Below are 21,171 nucleotides of genomic sequence, written 5' to 3' on the forward strand. Positions count from 1 at the left end.
ATATGTAAATTTAATAATATTAACGATGAATATGATTACATAAAATCTATAATTATCTATTAATCTATAAAGACATTTTGTCATCTTACATATGATTATTTTTAAATTTAATATTTATTTAGTATTACATTTTACGACAAAATTAATACATATATTGGAAATTACCATTATATTTTTGGCAAAATATAATATAATTAAATAACAAATTATAAATAATATATACAAAATATTACTAAAGCATTATGGAATTGTTACGATAATTTAATAAAACAATTATATATTTTACTTGACGTATACTTATGAAAATATTAAATCAACCGTTAAAGCAGTATGCAGTATATTGTAGATATTACAAAATAGGAATAAACATATACTTATTTAATTTATATTGTATATTATAGTGAAATTGGATAATAAAATAATTAATTATGTTATTATCCAATTTTTATTTAAAAGCTGCGAAAGGAGGTGAGAAAGATAAAAAGAAAAAAGGCTATAATGATTGCCATAATTGTACTGTTTTTTTTAAGCCTTGGCGGAGTTATATCTGTTAAAGCCTATAATAGTTATAATGTGAAACAGAATCTTGATTTAGGTAATAAGTACTTATCTGATGGTAAATATGAACAAGCTATACTGGCTTTTGAAAAAGTTATTTCTATTGAACCTTCCAATGTAGAAGCTAGAGTGGGATTATCAAAGGCTTATGTAGCTCTTAAAAGGTTTAAATCTGCTGAAAAAGTTTTATCAGAAGGTATTAGAATAATGGAAAAGAAACCTGATTCAAGGCTTTATAGTGCCCTTGCAGATGTGTATTTAAAACAGGATAAAGTACAGGATGCAATTAAAATACTTGATGAGGGTTATAGTGCTACTCACGATAAGGGTATTAAGGAACAACTGAATGATATTAGTTCAAGAATTACTATACAATCAGAAAGTATAGATGTGCAGGTGGGGAAAAGCTTATCTCTAAAGTTATATGCTACTGATAGTGATGGTAAACTTTTAGAACTTACTGGAAATTGGATGCTTCAAAATTCTTCTTTGGGTGCGTTGACATCTTCAAAAGGATTTAATGTTGGATTTAATGCTAACTCTGTAGGTAGTGAAGTAATAATAGTCAAAATAGGATCAATTACAAAGAGAATAACCATTAATGTTAAACAACATATTTTACAGTCTATTGATATTGTAGCAGATAAGGAAAATCCTGTAGTAGGTGAAAGTATAAATTTAAAGGCTGTTGGTAAAGATCAGAGTGGAAAGGAAATGGATATTAATCCAACTTGGAGTGTTAATAATGACACTGGAAGTTTAGCTAATCCACAGGGGACAACAAATACTTTAAAGCTCAATAAAAATGGAAAAGTAGGAGTGAATGTATCACAGGATAAGGTAAAAGGAAGTAAAACAATTACAGTAAATAAGAAGAAGTATAGTGTTGCTACTAGTGTATCTGGCAGAGGAAGCATTACAGCTTCACATAATGCAGATAAATATGATGAAGGTACAAATGTGAAATATACTGCAGTGCCACAGAATGGCTGGGTGTTTAAAGGATGGCAGGGAAGCGTCAGTGGGTCTGCAAATCCAATAACAGTGAATATCAATGCAAATAAAACAGTAAAGGCAGTATTTGTTCAAAAACAATTTACTCTTAATACAAATGTTAGAGGACAAGGTACTGTAAGGAGAGATGTAAATAGATCTTCATATACGAATAGCAGTGTGGTAACACTTACAACATCAGCACCAAGTGGGTGGAAGTTTGATCATTGGACTGGTGATGCTGCTGGAAATTCAAGGTCAATTAAAGTACTTATGAATAGTAATAAAAACGTAACAGCAGTATTTGTACAAGTTCCACAAGCACCAGTTAAATCTCAGCCGATATTGTCAGCACCAAAGCCTGAGCAAAAGCCTGAAATAAAACCAGAGCCAAAACCTGCTCCAATACCGAAGCCAGAGTCAGTTCAGGAACCGGCACCAAAACCTGAACCGAAGCCAGAGCCTTTATCAAAGCCAACTCCGGCACCTACTTATGAATTGAAGACAGATAGCAGTGGGCAGGGAACAGTTACGAGAGATGTATCAGGTGATAAATATCAAAGTGACAGTATAGTAACCTTAACAGCAACAGCAGAAGAAGGCTGGTATTTTGATCACTGGGAAGGTGATGTAACAGGGACTACAAATTCAGTACAAGTAACAATGGACAAATCAAAGACTGTGAAAGCAGTGTTTGTACAAGATGAATATGAATTGACCACAAGTACTGAAGGACAGGGAACTGTTACAATATCTCCTGAACAGGATAAATATCTAAGTGGTAGTGAAGTAACCTTAACAGCAACAGCAGAAGAAGGCTGGTATTTTGATCACTGGGAAGGCGATGTAACAGGAACTACAAATTCAGTACAAGTAACAATGGACAAATCAAAGACTGTGAAAGCAGTGTTTGTACAAGATGAATATGAATTGACCACAAGTACTGAAGGACAGGGAACTGTTACAATATCTCCTGAACAGGATAAATATCTAAGTGGTAGTGAAGTAACCTTAACAGCAACAGCAGAAGAAGGATGGCACTTTGATCACTGGGAAGGCGATGTAACAGGAACAGCGAATCCAGTACAGGTAACAATGGACAAATCAAAGACTGTGAAAGCAGTGTTTGTACAAGATGAATATGAATTGACCACAAGTACTGAAGGACAGGGAACTGTTACAATATCTCCTGAACAGGATAAATATCTAAGTGGTAGTGAAGTAACCTTAACAGCAACAGCAGAAGAAGGATGGCACTTTGATCACTGGGAAGGCGATGTAACAGGGACTACAAATTCAGTACAAGTAACAATGGACAAGTCCAAGACTGTGAAAGCAGTATTTGTACAAGATACAATAATTAATGGAAAAGTTACAGATGAGACTAATGACCATCCAATTGAAAGTGTTACTGTGAATGTTAGAAGTGGAAATGATGTTCATGAGGGAAAGATACTAGAAACCATAACTACTGATGCTAATGGAAAGTATACTATTAACAATCTGTCAGCAGGTAACTACACATTGCAGCTTTCAGCACCAGGTTATAATACAAGATACTATAATGTAATAGCTACTACAGGACAAACTATAGAAACTAAAAGTGAATTACTTCCAGTAATAAATGATGATAGCATAAGAAGTATACTTACCTGGAATGATTCAGTGAGTGATTTAGATACTCACTTAGTTACTCCAAAACAAGTTGAAGTTAAGTATAGTAACGAAGATGATGGAGAATCCGCTAAATTAAATCAAGATGTAACAGATGGAAACGGTCCTGAAACTATTACAATTTACAATCAGCAGCCAGGAAGTTACTTATACAGTATTTATAATTACTCTGGTTCACCAGAAATAAAGACATCAAATGCAGGTATTAAAGTTTATAGAGGGAATACACTTATAAACACATTTAATATATCTGATGCGGAAGGAACTGGCAGGTACTGGAATGTATTCAGTATAGATGGCGACACAATAACATCTATTAACAGTATTGCAGATTCAAATAAGTATTCATTGACTACTGAAGTAGAAGGACAGGGAACTGTTAATGAAAATTCATATGTACAGAGTAATGAGTACACAATTGGCAGTACAGTGACTTTGACAGCAGCACCAGATACAGGCTGGCATTTTGATCACTGGGAAGATGCATCAGGAGAACAAATAGGAACTGACAGTACATTGTCATTGACTATGGATAGTGATAAGACTGTAAAAGCAGTATTTTTAGAAGATTAGTATGCATTAATACTTATTGAATATGACTGCTATTATGAGCATTTAATGTATAATAATCAAACTAATAATTAAATAGGATTTCCTATCTATAATAAAAGTTATATATTTTTTATGGAATTCATGGAAATCCTATTTTTCTTAAACAAAAATATATTATGAAGAATGGAAGTGAAAAAATGATAAACAAAAAATATTCAGTAATTTTATTTGCAATATTAAGTCTTATATTTATTTTTTCTTTTACGACTAAAGTTTATGCAGATGACAAAGTAACCTTTAAAGATAAAAATCTTGAAAATGTGGTTAGATCAGCTATAGATAAAAATTCAGGAGATATAATGGAAGGCGATGTTTCAGGTATTACAAATCTTGATGCTTCCAGTAAGAAGATATCAGATTTAGATGGATTGGAAAATTTAACGGCTTTAAAGAATTTGAATCTGGCAGGAAACAGCATAGAAAAAATAGATTTACTTAAGAATTTAACAAGTTTACAGGTACTTACATTAAATGATAATCAGATTCAAGATATTTCACCTATAGAAAAGTTAACAAATCTTGAAAGGCTATACATAAATAATAATCAAATCGATAACATAAAATCCTTAAGAAATATAACTAGCTTAACAATTCTTCAATTGGATGGCAATAACATTAAAGATATAACTCCTATAAAGGATTTAACTAAATTAAATACTCTATGGCTTGGAAATAATCAGATAAATGAGATTGACAGCTTAAAAAATTTAACTAACCTGGAAGTGCTGAGATTAAATAATAATGTATTAGCAGACATATCTACTTTAAGCAAACTTACCAAATTAAAAGTTTTAAGAATATATGCTAATGGAATAAGTAATATTTCACCTTTAAGCGGACTTACAGAATTAGAAGCACTTATGGCAAATCATTGCCAGATAAGTGATGTAACTCCACTGAAGGCATTGAACAAATTAACAGCATTAACTTTGGAGAAAAATAATATTTCAGATATCTATTCACTAAAAGATCTTAAAAGCTTAAAACAGCTTACTCTTAAAGATAATACAATAAAGGATTATAGTCCTACAGAAGCTTATTATCATAATCTTCAGTACAGAGATTTTGATTTGGACTCTAAGAGCAATCCTAAAAACTCAGAAGATGAAAATTCAGATTCAGATGTTTCTGACTCATCAAGCAGAGGTATAATGTTTATCTTAGTAGCACTTGTTATAGCCCAAACAGCTGTAATTGCCTATCTGCTAAAGAAGAAAAAAATTATTGGGTATTAATAGTTTAAAATTACTAAAGAGGAGGGATAAAATTATATGAAAAGTGATATAGAATATTGTGGGATAAAAAGTGTATTCACAGTTTATTTTCAAAATCAGATTGTAAGCACTATAGATATAGATCATGGAACTTCAAAGACAAAATATACTATAGGGAGATCTCCAGAAAATGATATAGTTATTAATTCACCTATAGTTTCTGTTAAGCACGCTGAACTTGAAATTTCTGATGGATTTTTTGTAATAAGAGATCTTAACAGTACTAATGGAATCTATGTGAATGGAAATAAGACTAATAGTGCAGTGTTGATGAATGGAGATATCATTAGAATTGACAATATAAATAATCCAAATGAAAATGGTATTTTAATTATGTATTCCCTTGTTGAAAATGATTGTGATGAGAAGTGGAATGAAATTGACTTAAATAATTTAGAGGAAGTTGCTATAGGAAGAAAAAGCGATAATGATTTAGTTATTTTCCACAGTTTGGTTTCAAAGCAGCATGCAAAGATAAAAGTTTACAGCAATAGAGTTACAATTGAGGATCTCAATAGTACTAATGGAACTTATGTAAATGGTAATTTACTGATAAAAAGCCAAATTTTAAAAGAATTCGATAATATAATTATAGGAAACACAAAGATAATTTATCAGGATAACAAACTTATATATAATACACTGTCAAAGGGATTGAAGCTGGATGCAATACATATAAGTAAGGTTATTAGTGATTCCAATGGTTCAGGGAAAAAGAAAATACTTGATGATATCAGCATAAGTATAAAAGCTGGAGAATTAGTTGCGCTTATAGGGGGAAGTGGTGCCGGAAAGTCCACTTTTATGGATAGTTTAAATGGATTTAGATTACCTACAGAAGGCTCAGTTTTTGTAAATGATGATGATTTTTACAGGAATTATTATAGTTATAAAAATATTATAGGATATGTTCCTCAGCAGGACATTGTATATGATACCCTTACTGTAAGAGATATGCTTACCTATGCTGCAAGACTTAGGATGCCGGAGGATTCTACTAAGTCAGAAATTGAAGAGAGAGTAAATCAAGTGCTTACAGATGTAGAACTGGATGGAAGAGAGGATGTCTATATAAAGCAGCTTAGCGGAGGACAGAAAAAAAGAGCAAGTATTGCAGTAGAGCTGCTGGCTGATCCAAAGTTGTTTTTTCTTGATGAACCTACCTCTGGTCTTGATCCTGGTATGGAGAGAAATCTTATGAAGCTTTTGAGAAAACTTGCAGATACGGGAAAGACAATAATACTTATAACCCATGCTACTGCAAATCTTCATCTTTGTGATAAGGCAGTAATACTGGGATATGGAGGAAAGTTATGCTACTTTGGACCTCCAAAAGGTGCTCTGGAATTTTTCAATGTAGAGGAATATGCAGATATTTATGATCTTATAAACAAGGAATCAAAAGTATGGCAAGAGAGATTTAGAAATTCCAAGTACTTTATGTATTATAAACCTCTTGTAGAAAAAGAAATTAAAAGGTCTAAAACAAAGAATAGAGAAAAAGTTAAAAGAAGTTCCATTAAACAATTTTTTATATTAGCTCAAAGGTATTTAAAGCTCACTGTTTTAGATAAGCAAAGATTTGCATTTATAATATTGCAGGCTCCACTGATTGCATTTCTCCTATCAATGGTAGCGGATAAGGATTCTTTTAAGTATTTTGAATCCTCACAGCAGATTATATTTACACTTGCTTGTTCTGCAGTATGGATAGGAGTATTGAATTCCATTCAGGAAATTTGTAAGGAGAGGCCAATATATAAACGTGAAAGAGCGGTTAATTTGAAGCTTATACCCTATATATTTTCTAAGCTCACCATACTTGGTTTTATATGTTTAGTGCAGGCAGGATTATTAGTAGTAGTTTTTTCGGCACTTATAAATCAACCTAAAATACATCTTCTAGCAACATTGAATTTAGAAATTTTCATAACTGTATTTATAACTATTTTTACATCTACTACTATGGGTCTTTGTGTTTCAACTTTAGTGTCAAATACAGATAGAGCAATGGGACTTGCTCCCATAATACTTATTCCACAGCTTTTATTTACAGGACTTGTATTTCAGCTAAAAGGCTTTTCGGATAAAATAGCAGATTTGGCAATAAGTAAGTGGGCCTCAAGAGCTTTGGCAGTAAGTTTTGATTTGAATGGTCGTCCACTAAAATCTCAGGTAGAGTATCCGAAACTTCCAACGCCTCCAAGGGATTTACCGTCATTTTACAATCATGACATCAATATGTTATATCAAAATTGGATTGTATTGGGAGTAATCATATTAATTTGTTTGATTTTAAATTTAGTACTTTTAGAAAGAAATGATTGAAGCAAGTTTTTAATTCAGGTGAAATAGTGTTTAAATATTAAAGGAGGAAGTTTTATGAAGACAATGTATATATACATTCTGCTTATTTTTATAATATTTATCAATTTTGTGTTTTTTATTTATAGCCTTAAAGTAAAGAAAAGAGAAATTCCAGAGGGAAACCATAAGGAAGGAAATGAAAATATTAAACCTTTAGCCACTTATAATGAGGAGCAGTTTGGTAAAACTGAAGCTTTGGGAGATGTTCCTGTAAAGCATAAAGCAAATACCAATATGAATAATGATATAAGATTACCCGGTGTTCCAAATTTAGAAGATGAAGATAAAACAGAAATGCTGGCAGCTAGTGTGGAATATGCATCAGAGGAAATTACAGGAGGAGAGACAGAAACACTTTATTCTAAGGAAGAAGAAATAATAAAAAAATATGCAGTTGTAGAATATAGTGAAAACGGATATGAGAAAGAGTTCATTATGACAGAGAATATAATTTGTATTGGAAGGGATAATGACAGCTGTGACTTAGTTATAAATGATGACAAATTTGTAGGGAGACAACATGCACTTTTATATTATAAGAATTCTAGTCTATATTTTGTAGATTTAAATAGCAGAAATGGATCATTTATAGAGGAAAAGAGACTATTTGGACAAAAGGAAATTACAGAGGATACAAAAGTTAAGCTTGGGAATACAGATATTTTTATTAAAGTAGGTGAATAAAGGTGAATAGTTCCATGGAGGATACGGCATATTTATCATTGCCTAAAATTAGATATGGTTCTTATACAACTAAGGGCATAAGAGATGAAAACCAGGATTCTATGCTTATTATAAATGAAAGTGAAGTACTTGCTTTTGTTATTGCCGATGGAGCGGGTGGGTATAGCTATGGTAAACAGATAAGCAAAATTACAGTGGATGCCATAGAAAGTGAGTTTAGAGATATACATTCAGGTAACGTTAATTATATCAAGCTGTTAATAGATAAAAAGTATCAGCAGATAAATTCACATATCTTTAAGCTTGAAAGGGAAATGGACAGTAGAATGGCATCTACTGTAGCTATGTTAAATATTGTAGAGGATAATTATATAGTTAGTAATGTAGGTGATACAAAAATATTTATTGTAAGAGATGGTGAAATAACTTTGATTTCACAGGTGCATAATGTGGCTTGGGAACTCTATGAAAATAATGAAATAGATTATGAGCAGTATAAAAATCACAAAAATAAAAATGTATTGACAAGAGCTCTTGGAGGAGGTAGTACAGTGAAACCCTACTATAATATAGACAAGCTACGTGAAAATGATATATTTATTATTTGCAGTGATGGTATTCACAATTACATAGGTGATAAAGAAATTAAAGATAAATTTTCAGTAGATATGAAGATAAGTAATGAAGATTTAGATAAATTGTGTTTCGAAATAGCTGAAACCTGTTTAGAAAGTAAGAGTAATGATAATTTAAGCATTATTGCAGTACAAATATAAAAACTCCAAGAGCAAAGACTCCCCTAGTGCTGTAAAAATACATGAAATTTTACATCTGACAGGTGGAAAGAAAAAAGGAAGGTAGAAGTTAATATGCATAATAAAAAGATGTTAATATATTCTGGAACTACCATGGTAATTGCATTGCTGCTTCTTATTGCAGTATTTTGCGTAAGTCCGGTAAAAAAGATATCATCCTATAATAAATCTAGTTCCAATAATTCCAATAGTAGTCTTATAAAAACACCAGAAACTGTAGAGTTTGATAAGGCAAGTGGTAATTTAAATGTTAGCTTTATATTAGTAGAAAAAGATTTAAATGATATACTGTATAATTCTATGAAAGATAGTATATCTGTAGATGGAGTAGAAACAGATATAAGCCAAAGTGATGTAAAAGTGTATATTAATTCTTATGTACTTCAGGCGATTCCAACTCAATATATACTGGATTTTACTCCAGATATAAAGAATAATACACTTACATTAAATTTAAAATCTGCAAAAATGGGCAGAATTTCAATGCCCAAAGGAGCTGTTTTAAATAATTTAAAGGAAAATGCCTCAGATTATATATCAGTAAATAAGGATAATAGTTCTATTAGTATAGATAAAAAGGCAGTAGCACCTTTTAAAATTACCAGCTTTAATATGGATGAGGGTAAACTTAGATTAAACTTAAACTATCAGATTAAATCAATTACAGATATAACAGGATTGCTTTCAAATAATATGCCGGAGGGCATAACTAATTATGTAAAAAAATGTTTAATAGTCAGTCTGATGATGATTTTAAAGTTTTAACAGATCTATTTAAATAGTGAGGTGCATATATTTGAGTGAATTTTTAAAAGAAGGCCAGTTATTTGATGAAAAATATAAGATAATAAAACAAATTGGAAAAGGCGGTATGAGTATTGTATACCTTGCTGAAAATATTAGACTGGGTACAAAGTGGGCTATTAAAGTTGCACGAAAAGATATGGGAGAAAAAGTGGATTTGCTTGCTGAACCCAATATATTAAAAAATTTAAAGCATGAAGCTCTGCCAAGGATAATTGATATTATAAGCAATGATAACAGAATTTATATAGTTGAAGATTATATTGAGGGAACGCCACTTAATGTGGAACTTAAAAATCAAGAGAAATTTTCAGAAAAAATTGTAGTAGAATGGGCAAAACAAATTTGTAATGTGCTGGAATATCTTCACAAACAAAAGCCCAATCCAATTATATACAGGGATATGAAACCCAGCAATATTATACTTTCAAAAAATAAGCACATTAAGCTTATAGATTTTGGAATAGCAAGAGAATATAAAGAGGAGTCAGAAGGAGATACTACCTATATTGGAACAAAAGGATATGCGGCACCAGAACAATATGGTAAGGCTCAATCGGATGCCAGAACTGATATATACAGTCTAGGTATAACATTATATCATTTAATAACAGGTAAAAGTCCTTTGGAACCTCCTTATGAAATTAAGCCTGTGAGAGAATTTGATAAAAATCTATCTGAAGGTATTGAGTACATAATAAATAAGTGTACTAAACAGGATCCTCTTCAAAGATATCAGTCAGTTAATGAATTATTAAGTGATTTAAATAATATATACAAATTTAATTCTGAGTATAAGAGAATTAAGAGAAGAAGTTTTATTAAAACAGGAACTCTTACAGCAGTATTTTTAATGTTTGCGTTGTTGACTTATATAGGATATTTAAAACTAGAGAATGAAAAACTTACTGAATACAATTCAATATTAGCTGAAGGTAAAAAATATGAAAGTGAAAATAAGAACAATGAGGCTATAGCTGCCTTTAGTACTGCCAATAATAAAGTTTCCAGTAGAATTGATGGATACAAGGAAATTGCAAAGTTATATTTAAAATCTATGGACTACGATAAGTGTATAAATTATATTAATAATGAAGTATTTTCAAAGTTGGATGATTTTCAAAATGATGATGAAATGCTGTATATATTGGGAACAGCTCAATTTGAAAAGAAGGATTATGAAAATGCAGCAATAAGTTTTGAAAAGGCTAAAGAGATAAATGAAGAAGAGATAAATTACTACAGGGATCTGGCTGTAAGCTATGCTAGAAGTAATAAGCTGGATTTAGCCCAGACCATAATAAAGGATATTAAATCAAAAGGATTAGATGATAGTGTGACATCTTATATTAGTGGTGAAATATATAGTAAGAAAAATGATTTTGACAATGCCATTACTATGTATAAGAAGTGCATAAATGAAACTAAAGATGAAGATGCAAAGAAGAAGACATTTATTTCCATTGCAGAAATATATAGAGATAATTCGGATAAAATCAAGGATTCTGCTACAAAAGAAGTAGAAATATTGGAACAGGCAAATTCACAGCTCACTGAAAAAAACAATTTACTTATACAGGAGATGCTAGGACAAGCTTATTTTAATAAGGCAAATAACTATAAAGAAGTGGATAAAGAGTACAAAGATAATTTGGAAAAGTCCCTTGGAAAATTTAATATGCTTGTATCAAGTGGTGTAAATAATGCTCAGGTATATAGTAATTTAGGTATAATATATCAATATCTTGAACAGTACGAAAAAAGTGAAGCTTCCTATTTAAAGATGAAGGAATTGTCTCCTGAAGATATGCATAGTTATATAAGGCTTACTGTACTGTATATTGAAATGGCCAATAAGGGAATAGATAGCAGTGAAAATTATCAAAAAGCTAAAACAAATTACAACTATATAATTCAACATAACCCTAAGGGTGCCAATGATCCTGAAATTTTACAATTATCAGTTTTGATGAAAAATTTAAAGTAAGGAGGAAATATTATGATAACCACTGGTATGATAATGTTTGTAGTTGGTATAGTGGGTATGGTTTTTTCTCTTATTATTGGAGGAATAATTTTATATAGAGATAGTAAGATGAAATATGAAAAAGAGAGTATGGAAAATATAGTGAACTTGGAAAACCAGTTGAATTTTAATGGAAAATCCAAAACTGAGATGATAATGACTGAAAATATGAGGAATAAAGAAAAGTAAATTTGAAGAATAGTACCTATAATATGTTTAGAAAAAAATGAGCCTGTAGAGATTGTTTAAATTAAATCTATGTAGGCTCATTTTCATTGGTAAAATGTGGCTTATGTGTAGTAAAAAAGTGAATATATTATGAATTGTTTATAATATATAAATAGAAAAAGTATATAAATGTTATAATTACATGATTTAGTATTGTTGCTAGGTGTATAATGTACTCGGTAATCATTATATATAAACAATTTGATATAAATTTTTTTAAAATATAGAATTTAAAGTAAAAGTTTTTTTGTTTTAAAACGATATAATTGTATGAGATATAATTGAATTTTACTGATATTATGTGAGAATATGAATTACTGTTAAATTTTATCTAGTATATGTATTAATTGAGGAGGATCAGATATTTTGAAAAAGATTTTCGCTGCAATTTTTATATTCCTTTTAATTTTTTATAATACAAATGTATCTGCAGAAACTGTGGAGGAAACTAAACCTGATGTGAATATTCAGGTAAAGGGAAATATAGAAACTGGACAAGATATACAAATTTTTGTAAATGTACAGAACATAAAAAATCTATATGCTGGTGCGGTAAAGTTTAAATATGACAAAAATATTTTAAAGGTCACAGATATTCGAAAGGGAGACCTTATAGATAAAAAGGATATGAATATATTTGAGGTTGGAAATGAAATAGATAATGATAGGGGAATAGCTAGATTTAAGGGATTTTCCTGCCTTGGACAGGTTAAGGGGTTTTCAGGCAGTGGAACTTTTATAGTAATTGATGCACAGATTTTAAAAAAGGCAGATTTTCATATAAAAAGTATACCATTACAGGAAGAACCTAATGATGAAAATAATTTAAAGATTCAGCTTGTAGATAATAATTTAGAGGATATGGATTATAACTTTAAAGGATATAATTTTAAATTTTCTGTGCCTGCTGACCCCAACAGTAAAGCTCCAGTTAGCAGCAAAACTGAAAATAAGGATACTAGTGTAAAAAATTCACAAAATAATACAGAGAATAAAAACTCTGTTGTAAAACCTTCCAATGAAGTTTCCAATAAAGTAAGTAAAAATAGCGATAGAAGTGAAATTAAAGCTATAGTTAAAGATAAAAATGAAGCGGCTGATAATAATGACAGCAAAGAAATAAAGGATAATAGCGATAGTATTTTAAAGGATAAAAATAAAAATATCTCAGATAATACAGTGAATAAAGAGAATTTATATGAAGAAAACATTAATAATTCCAATAAAAATAGCAGCTCAAAAAATATAGCTGCCTCAAAAAATAATCCTAATTTAGATAAAATCAAGTATTTAATTTTAATTATTTTTATGATCATAGTTATAATTTTAGGTCTAAAAATATATAAATATATGTTAAAAAACAAGAATTAACACAAAAATAACTGATAAATGTCTGTATTTGCAAAAATAAAGGTATTGTAAACAGTTTATTAAATTTATATAATAAATGTATAGGAATTATAATTATGTATTCATAAAAAGTGGTGGAGGAAAAATTATGCTTCATAAGAAGAGTTTAGCTATTTTTTTAAGTTCTTTATTAATTGTTGGAAATATATTTTCGGCAAAAACCTTTGCAAATGCAGAAGTGGTGGATACTACAGCACCAATTCTTAATAATATAAATATTGATAAAAGTAAGGTTACAGAAGGAGACAGCGTCAATGTATCCATAGATGCCAGTGATGATATATCCGGTATAGCTGGTGCCAGTATATATTATGTATCTCCTTCAGGAAAAAATTCAAAGTCCTATTCATTGACTCCTGATGACAGTGGAAAGCTAATATGTACGATACCCATAAATAAATATGATGAAAAGGGTAAATGGAAACTAGATAGTATTTCTTTAAAGGACAAGGCTGGTAATACGGAATATGTAAATGGTTATGGTATATTAAATTCTAATAATACAGTTAAGGATTTAAGTGTTGGTAATTTTGAAGTTGTAAATAAATTACTGGATACCATGCCGCCCGTATTAAACAGCATAACTTTGAATAAAACTAAAATTACTCAGGGTAAAAGTTTAAAGGTAACAGTGGATGCCAGTGATGACTTATCTGGTATATACAGTGCCAGTATACATTATGTATCTCCTTCAGGTAAGAATTCTAAATACTTAGTTCTATGGCCAAATACTGATGGAAAGCTTCAATGTACCATACCTACAGATTTAGGAGATGAGGATGGTATATGGAAAGTAGATAGTGTTTTGTTAATCGATAGAGTGGGAAATACTGTTTGCATAAATAATTCGGAAGTTAAGGAATATGGTATATTAAAAAATTTAAGCCCTGGAGATTTTCAAATATATGGTAGACAAGCTGCGGGTAAGCAGTTCGATATCAATGAAGATAATGATATTGATATAAAGGATTTAGCTGCTGTTGCCAAGGACTATAATACAAAGAAATCCGATGATCTATGGAAACCAGAATTTGATTATAATAATGATGGAATAATCGATATATTTGATATTACTGTACTTTTTAAGAAGGTACAGTAGGGGATTTTTTCATACATATTACATAAAGTTTAATATAAAAATAAAAAAATATATTGACATTTTATAAAAATATGGCTATACTCATATTAAACAAATATTAATAGTCGGTTATTAATATAAATTGAAAATGTATTTTATATATTAGCTCACTAGAAAAACTAGAGGCTGAATTTTATTCTTTAATTTAAGGATAAAATTCAGCTTTTTTTAGTTCTTTGTATTTAATAGTTTTGATAAAATAAATTTTTTTCTATACTTATTTCAAAAAATGAAAAAAGTTCCGAGCTATTTTATAATTAAAAATTATATTATTGTAAGCACATAGATAAATTAATCTATTGTATATTTTTTAATATACTTATTGCAAAAAATGAAAAAAGTCTTAAATTATTTAACTTTAGATATACTTATTTCAAAAAATAAAATAAGTATGTTTTAAGTTTATTATGAGGAGAGAAAATATGAAAGATAGTTCTAATATATTAAAAAATTTAAGCTATGAACAAAAGAGAATATTTAATTTAGTCCAGAAAAAAGGACATATGACTAAAAATGAAATTTCTAAAAGTACAAATATTAAATTAACTACATTGAAGTATATAATGGAACCTTTGGAGAAATTCAAGCTTATAGTTGAAAGCAGATTAGGCGAATCTACAGGAGGAAGAAAACCGGTTTTGTATGATGTAAATCTAAGTGACTTTTATATTATAGGAATTGATATTTCAATAATGTATACACAGGTTAGCATCACAGATTTAAAAATGAATATTTTATATAAAGATTCTTTTTATATGGATTCATCCTTTGATCCTGAAAAAACTGTGGATAAAATAGTAGAAATAATTGATAAATGCTACGTGAATTTAAATTTACAAGATATGAAGCTTTTGGGTATAGGATTGGGGTCAGTTGGACCTCTAGATATAAAAAATGGCATTATAAAGAATCCTTTAGATTTTTATTCTTCGGAGTGGGAAAACGTACCTATAAAACAAATGCTTGAAAAAAAATTAAATTGTCCAGTAACTATTGAGAATGGTGTAAATGCAGCAGCCATAGCAGAGTATTTTTATGGTGTGGGAAAAGGGATTGAAAATATTGCTTTTTTTAACTGTGGTATAGGAATAAGGACGGGAACAATCTCTTCAGGAAATCTTATACGATCAATAAATGATGAAGAAGAGGCTTTTAGTCATATGATTATTGAAGTAAATATTGATCAATATAGGTGTAGAAAATTTGAATGCATAGAGAATTATTCATCCATTAAATCTATGATAAAAAAACTTTGTGAAAAAATTAGAGATGGTAGACAAACTATTATAAATAAATCATTAGAAAATATTGATTTTGACGATATTTGCAGGGCGGTTGAAGAAAAAGATGAATTATCCATAGAAATAATTACAGAGGCAGCATCAATTTTAGGTATTGGATTAGCTAACTATATTAGATTGTTAAATCCTAAATTAGTGATCTTGAGCGGTCCTTTAATTATGAAATCAGAACTTTTTTATGATTTATCCATTAAAAGTGCTTTAGAAAAATTAAATCATATGAAAGGAAAAAATATTATTTTTAACAGATGTGGTTATTTTAAAAAGGATGCTATATCAGTAGGAGCCGCATCTATGGTAATAGAGAGATGTATAGATAGTGGAATATAGCTATTTAATAAGAATAAATTTTCAAATAAAATTACAATTAATTTTCAATATCACCTATTAAAAATATTTTATTTAATGCTATTTCTTTGGAAAAGTAAAAAATTCCTTTGAAATATATATAATAGAACGCTAGTTCTAAATTTGTTAGGAGGAAGATAATATGTCAAAGAATTTTAAAGTGACAGTATCAAAGATGTTGATTTTAGTGTTGGTTGGAGTTTTTCTTTTTGTAGGTTGCTCCAGTACAAGTAGTTCTAAGGAATCTAGTAATACCTCTGCAAAGGAAACGGTGAATATCACCATAGGATATCAAACAGTTACATCTCAAACTTGGGGAGCTTTGATAATAAAAAATAAAAAGATTTATGAAAAGTATTTGGAGAAAAAATATCCGAATAATGAGTTTAAGATTAACTGGTTTAATGCACAATCAGGACCGCCATTAACTAATAATATGATTGCAGGCAAACTTCAATTTGCATTTATGGGAGATATGCCAATACTTATCAATGGTGAAAAAGGACAAACTTCTGCCAATTACAAATCTGTATTTTTAGCTTTTGATGGGAAAGGAGAAAAAGGAGCCAATCAGGCAATTTTAATACCAAAAGATAGTAAAATTACTTCTGTTAAGGATTTGGCAGGAAAAAATGTATCTGTTCCATTAGGCTCCAGTGCACATCGTATGTTACTTAATGTTTTAGATAAATATGGTATAACAGATAAAGTTAATATTTTAAATCAAGATGTAACTGTTGGAATGAGTAATATAGAACAAAATAAAATAGATGCACACGCTACCTGGGAACCGTTTCCAAGTTTGATTGAAAGTAAAGGAATTGGGAAAGTATTGGTAGATGGCAGTGATACAAATGTAGATTATTTAGATGGTATTGTTGCAGATAGAACTTGGGTAGAAAATAATAAAGGTTACGCAATAGCTTTGTTACAAGCATTATTGGAAGCTCATAAATTTATATTGGAGAATCCTGATGATGCAGCTTCAATATTTGCAAAAGAAAGTGAATACCCATTGGATGTAACAAAGAAAATTACTAAAAATATAAGATTTGATTCAGTTATATATGATAAAGATAAAGTAACTTTAGAAGGAAGTGAGGATTTTCTTAAAAAATTAGGAAAGCTTAAGAGTTTGAATTTAAATAAATTTATTGATGATCAGTATATAAAAGAAGCATATAAAGAATCTGGCAATCAATATCCAACTGCTAACGATTTAAAGGGTAATTGGAAGCCTCTTAAATAGGGAGATGAGAATCTGTGGAAAAAAATTCTACTCGTTATTATAAGATTAAAAAAATATTATGCAGTATAGTTTCTACTCTTATATTTATTATTGTCTGGCAATTACTAGTTTATTTCAATATTAAAAAACCATTAATGTTTGGTAATTTACCATCTCCATTAGAGGTTTTAGGATCTATTAAAGCTGTTTTACATGAAAAAGTATTTTATCAACATATTTTATATAGTTCTTTGAGAATTTTTATAGGATGCATTATTGCACTTCCTATAGCTGTGGGATTTGGATTATTAATTGGATTGTATGATTTTGGAGAAAATTTTATAATGCCTATTTTTGATATGTTAAGGCCTATTCCACAAATTGCATGGATTCCAATTTCAATACTAATATTTTCTTCTGTAGAGGGCAGTATTGTATTTATAACTTTCTTAGGTGCATTTTTCCCTATATTGATAAATACAATTGCTGGAACAAAGTCAGTAAATAAATTACTTTTAGATGCAGCAAAAAGCATGAATGCTACTAAATGGCAATTAATAAGATATGTATCTTTTCCAAGTATTGTTCCCAATATTTTTACTGGATTAACTTTAGGTATAGGCAATTCATGGATGAGTGTTATAGCAGCAGAGATGATTTCAGGTAAGTTTGGAATTGGATATTTTACATGGACATCCTATACTTTAATGCAGTATCCAGAGACAATAGTAGGAATGATCACTATTGGAATTATAGGATCAATATGCTTCTTTTTAGTAAGAATACTAGAAAAAATAATATTGGATTGGCGTTAAGGTAAGGAGGTGAGTATATTGACAATTAAAGTCAATAATGTTTCTAAAGTATATGGATCCAAAGAAAAGAAAGAGATTGTAGTACTAAAAGATATTAATTTAACAGTTAATAATAATGAGTTTGTGTGTATTTTAGGACCTTCAGGTTGTGGAAAAAGTACTTTACTTAGAATAATTGCAGGGCTTGATTTAGCTACCAAGGGCATTGTTGAAATAAATGGACAAGCTATAGATAAGCCAAGTAAGGATAGTTCTGTAGTTTTTCAGGAATATGCTTTATTTCCCTGGAGGACCGTTATAGAAAATGTAGAACTTGGACTTAAATTAAGACATGTATCAAGAAAAGAAAGAATAGAAAAAGCTTTAAAATATTTACGAATTGTTAATATGGACAAATTTCAAAATGCTTTTATACATCAATTATCTGGTGGAATGAAACAAAGAGTGGCTATAGCCAGGGCTTTAGTACTGGAGCCTAAAATTCTTTTGATGGATGAACCTTTTGGTGCATTGGATACCTTTACTAGAATTCAATTACAGGATGAGTTAATTAATATATGTAAAAGCAGAGAATTAAGTGTAGTATTTGTCACACATGACATCGAAGAGGCAGTTTACTTAGGAGATAAAATTGCAATTATGAAGTCTAATCCTGGAAAAATAAATTCGTTGGAAGAGATTTCATTATCTAAACCAAGAAATCGCACAGATTATGATTTTATCAGTTATAGAAATCATATTTATAAAGAATTTTCATTAGTAAAAGAAATTCAACCGGAATACAATATTTAAATGGGAGGTATATTACAATGAATTTGGAAGTTATAAATGCAGATGTAGTTATTTTAGGTGGCGGTAGTGCTGGTACAATTGCCGCTATTAAGGCAAAGGAAAAAAATCCGCAGGCTACAGTAATAGTTCTTGATAAAGGTCCCATAGAAACTTCAGGGGCTATAGGAAGAGGAATGGATGCACTTAATATAGTTGCTTCACCAGGTTATTCTACTCCAGAAGATGTAGTAGAAGCTCTGACTAAAGTTACTGAAGGAGTTTTAGATCAGGAAACCGCTTATACACTTGGAGAAAAAAGTTTTCAGGTTATAAAGGATTTAGAAGATTATACACAGAGAGAACCTGGAGATCTATTTCCAATTGATGAGAATGGAAATTATAAGGTAAACTATCTTCATCCAGTAGAACATCCATTGTATCTTGCCATGGATGGAGAGGATATAAAAAGAGGATTGGCAAAAAGGGTTAGAGATTTGGGCGTTAAAGTTCTTGATTTTACCCCGGGGGTAAAATTATTTACAACAGAGGGAGAAATTTCAGGTGTATTTGCATTTAATATTCGTACTGGACAGGGCTATTTAATAAACACTCCAACAGCAATACTTACAGCGGGTGCAGTAGGTAAATTTGGATTACCCAGAGATGGATATTTAAGTGGAGTGTATGAATTCCCAGGAAATACAGGAGAAGGTTTTTCTCTGGCATATCATGCTGGAGCCAAATTGATTAATTTAGAATGCTTTCAAACTAATCTTTTAATGAAAGACTACAATGGTCCAGCCTGCGGGTATGTAGTAATACCAAGAGGTGGATATGGAGTAAATGCATTAGGTGAAAAGTATTGGACTCATGGTTATTGGTCAGGAGATATGTTCTTAGCTGTTTGGCGTGAATTTACAGAAGGCAGAGGGCCTGTTTATCTTAAAATGGATCATTTACCAGAACCAACTATAGAAGGATTGGAAAAAATTCTTTGGGGGACAGAGAGGACAACTAGAGGTTTATTCCATGAACAAAGAAAAGAGGACTATAGACGATGGGATTCAGTGGAACAGGGAATGGAGGAAATAACCTTATGCAGTGGACACAGCATGTCGGGGATAAAGGTTAATAAATATACTGAAACCAGTGTGCCTGGACTCTATGCAGCTGGGGATTGTGCAGCAGTTCCTCACCAATATCTTACTGGAGCTTTTGTATTTGGTAGTATAGCTGGTGAACGTGCAGTAGAGTATTCAAAGACGCATAAAGCAAAACCAATAGAAGCAGACTTAGAAAAGATTACTGAAGAAATAGAACGTCCTCTAAAATTAGAAGAGGGATTGTCGGTGCAAGAGGTTGAATATAAAATCAGGTCAAGAATAAGTCAATATTTAACACCACCGAAAAGTGATCCTCTTATGACTAAATTACTATGGTGGGTTGATAGAATAAAAAGGGAAGATATACCAAGAATTAAAGTAGAGGATTATCATGATCTTATTAAAGTTACTGAAGTTAAAAGTATTTTAGATTGTGCAGAAATGGCGGCTAAAGCTTCATTATATAGAACAGAAAGCAGATGGGGGCTTGGGCATTACCGTTTAGCATACCCTAAAAGAGATAGTGAATGGGATAATAAGTGGGCGGTTATACAAAAGAATGAAAATACTGGTGAAATGACAACTTCTAGAGAAACAGTTCCAGAACACAAGTGGAAATTCCCAGAGAGATTAGAATATGAATATCCAACTTTTAATTTGAATATAGGAAAGGGATATGTTCCACCTAAAAATAAAGATAGAGATCCTTGGATAGAGGAAAAGGTTAAGAGAGAAGGATTTACTATTCCTAAAAGAATTATACCTGGAGGTGAAGGACATGAGTAAAAATACAAAAAGAAATTATCAATGGATAAGTTTTGATAAAGATAAATGTATATCCTGTAAAAAATGTGTTGATTATTGTCCTAGAGATGTTTTAAGGCTTGGAGAACATGGAGTTCCATTTATGAAATATAAAGATGATTGTTGGTATTGTGACGTATGTTCTTATATTTGTCCTAAAAATGCAGTTATATTAGAAGAAGTTCCATATCTAATAAAATAAAGGCTTTTAAACTTTG

16 protein-coding genes are annotated in these 21,171 nt (G+C 30.3%); all 16 read left to right on the forward strand.

Annotated features, from left to right (window positions below; translation table 11 throughout):
* Positions 1 to 468 precede the first annotated feature (468 nt).
* Entirely contained in the window at positions 469 to 3,798 is a 3,330-nt protein-coding gene (locus tag CLPA_RS03320) for an InlB B-repeat-containing protein (RefSeq protein ID WP_144311756.1), read from the forward strand.
* A gap of 176 nt (positions 3,799 to 3,974) precedes the next feature.
* A complete protein-coding gene (locus CLPA_RS03325; RefSeq protein ID WP_004455487.1) occupies positions 3,975 to 5,072 on the forward strand; it encodes a leucine-rich repeat domain-containing protein in 1,098 nt (365 codons plus the stop codon).
* Between the two features lie 36 nt (positions 5,073 to 5,108).
* Positions 5,109 to 7,439, forward strand: coding sequence for an FHA domain-containing protein (locus CLPA_RS03330; RefSeq protein WP_004455486.1), 2,331 nt, complete (start codon positions 5,109 to 5,111; stop codon positions 7,437 to 7,439).
* A 54-nt stretch (positions 7,440 to 7,493) separates the two neighbouring features.
* On the forward strand, positions 7,494 to 8,162 hold the full coding sequence (locus CLPA_RS03335) for an FHA domain-containing protein (protein WP_004455485.1): 669 nt from the start codon (positions 7,494 to 7,496) through the stop codon (positions 8,160 to 8,162).
* Between the two features lie 14 nt (positions 8,163 to 8,176).
* On the forward strand, positions 8,177 to 8,938 hold the full coding sequence (locus CLPA_RS03340) for a PP2C family protein-serine/threonine phosphatase (RefSeq protein WP_004455484.1): 762 nt from the start codon (positions 8,177 to 8,179) through the stop codon (positions 8,936 to 8,938).
* 93 nt (positions 8,939 to 9,031) lie between these two features.
* Positions 9,032 to 9,742 carry a hypothetical protein gene (locus tag CLPA_RS03345; protein ID WP_004455483.1) on the forward strand — a complete coding sequence of 237 codons (711 nt, stop codon included), beginning with the start codon at positions 9,032 to 9,034 and terminating at the stop codon, positions 9,740 to 9,742.
* Between the two features lie 31 nt (positions 9,743 to 9,773).
* Positions 9,774 to 11,768, forward strand: a complete 1,995-nt coding sequence (locus CLPA_RS03350; protein ID WP_004455482.1) for a serine/threonine-protein kinase — start codon at positions 9,774 to 9,776, stop codon at positions 11,766 to 11,768.
* A 12-nt stretch (positions 11,769 to 11,780) separates the two neighbouring features.
* On the forward strand, positions 11,781 to 11,996 hold the full coding sequence (locus tag CLPA_RS03355; RefSeq protein WP_004455481.1) for a hypothetical protein: 216 nt from the start codon (positions 11,781 to 11,783) through the stop codon (positions 11,994 to 11,996).
* Positions 11,997 to 12,401: 405 nt separating this feature from the next.
* Positions 12,402 to 13,406: a cohesin domain-containing protein gene (locus CLPA_RS03360; protein WP_004455480.1), complete on the forward strand. Its 1,005-nt coding sequence runs from the start codon at positions 12,402 to 12,404 to the stop codon at positions 13,404 to 13,406.
* A gap of 127 nt (positions 13,407 to 13,533) precedes the next feature.
* Complete coding sequence (locus CLPA_RS03365; protein ID WP_004455478.1) at positions 13,534 to 14,544, forward strand: DUF7743 domain-containing protein; 1,011 nt, start codon at positions 13,534 to 13,536, stop codon at positions 14,542 to 14,544.
* Between the two features lie 461 nt (positions 14,545 to 15,005).
* Positions 15,006 to 16,214, forward strand: coding sequence for an ROK family transcriptional regulator (locus CLPA_RS03370; protein WP_004455477.1), 1,209 nt, complete (start codon positions 15,006 to 15,008; stop codon positions 16,212 to 16,214).
* A gap of 160 nt (positions 16,215 to 16,374) precedes the next feature.
* Positions 16,375 to 17,481: an ABC transporter substrate-binding protein gene (locus CLPA_RS03375; RefSeq protein ID WP_004455475.1), complete on the forward strand. Its 1,107-nt coding sequence runs from the start codon at positions 16,375 to 16,377 to the stop codon at positions 17,479 to 17,481.
* 14 nt (positions 17,482 to 17,495) lie between these two features.
* A complete protein-coding gene (locus CLPA_RS03380; RefSeq protein WP_004455474.1) occupies positions 17,496 to 18,275 on the forward strand; it encodes an ABC transporter permease in 780 nt (259 codons plus the stop codon).
* A 9-nt stretch (positions 18,276 to 18,284) separates the two neighbouring features.
* Positions 18,285 to 19,067 carry an ABC transporter ATP-binding protein gene (locus CLPA_RS03385; RefSeq protein WP_236900376.1) on the forward strand — a complete coding sequence of 261 codons (783 nt, stop codon included), beginning with the start codon at positions 18,285 to 18,287 and terminating at the stop codon, positions 19,065 to 19,067.
* A 17-nt stretch (positions 19,068 to 19,084) separates the two neighbouring features.
* Complete coding sequence (locus CLPA_RS03390; RefSeq protein ID WP_004455472.1) at positions 19,085 to 20,935, forward strand: fumarate reductase/succinate dehydrogenase flavoprotein subunit; 1,851 nt, start codon at positions 19,085 to 19,087, stop codon at positions 20,933 to 20,935.
* The gene (locus CLPA_RS03395) at positions 20,928 to 21,155 is read left to right on the forward strand and encodes a 4Fe-4S dicluster domain-containing protein (RefSeq protein WP_004455471.1); all 228 of its coding nucleotides are present in this window, start codon (positions 20,928 to 20,930) and stop codon (positions 21,153 to 21,155) included. The genes CLPA_RS03390 and CLPA_RS03395 overlap by 8 nt, the downstream gene beginning before the upstream one ends.
* Positions 21,156 to 21,171: the final 16 nt, after the last annotated feature.

Origin of the sequence: Clostridium pasteurianum DSM 525 = ATCC 6013, assembly GCF_000807255.1 — a bacterium.
In the GTDB taxonomy this organism is placed as follows: domain Bacteria; phylum Bacillota; class Clostridia; order Clostridiales; family Clostridiaceae; genus Clostridium_I; species Clostridium_I pasteurianum.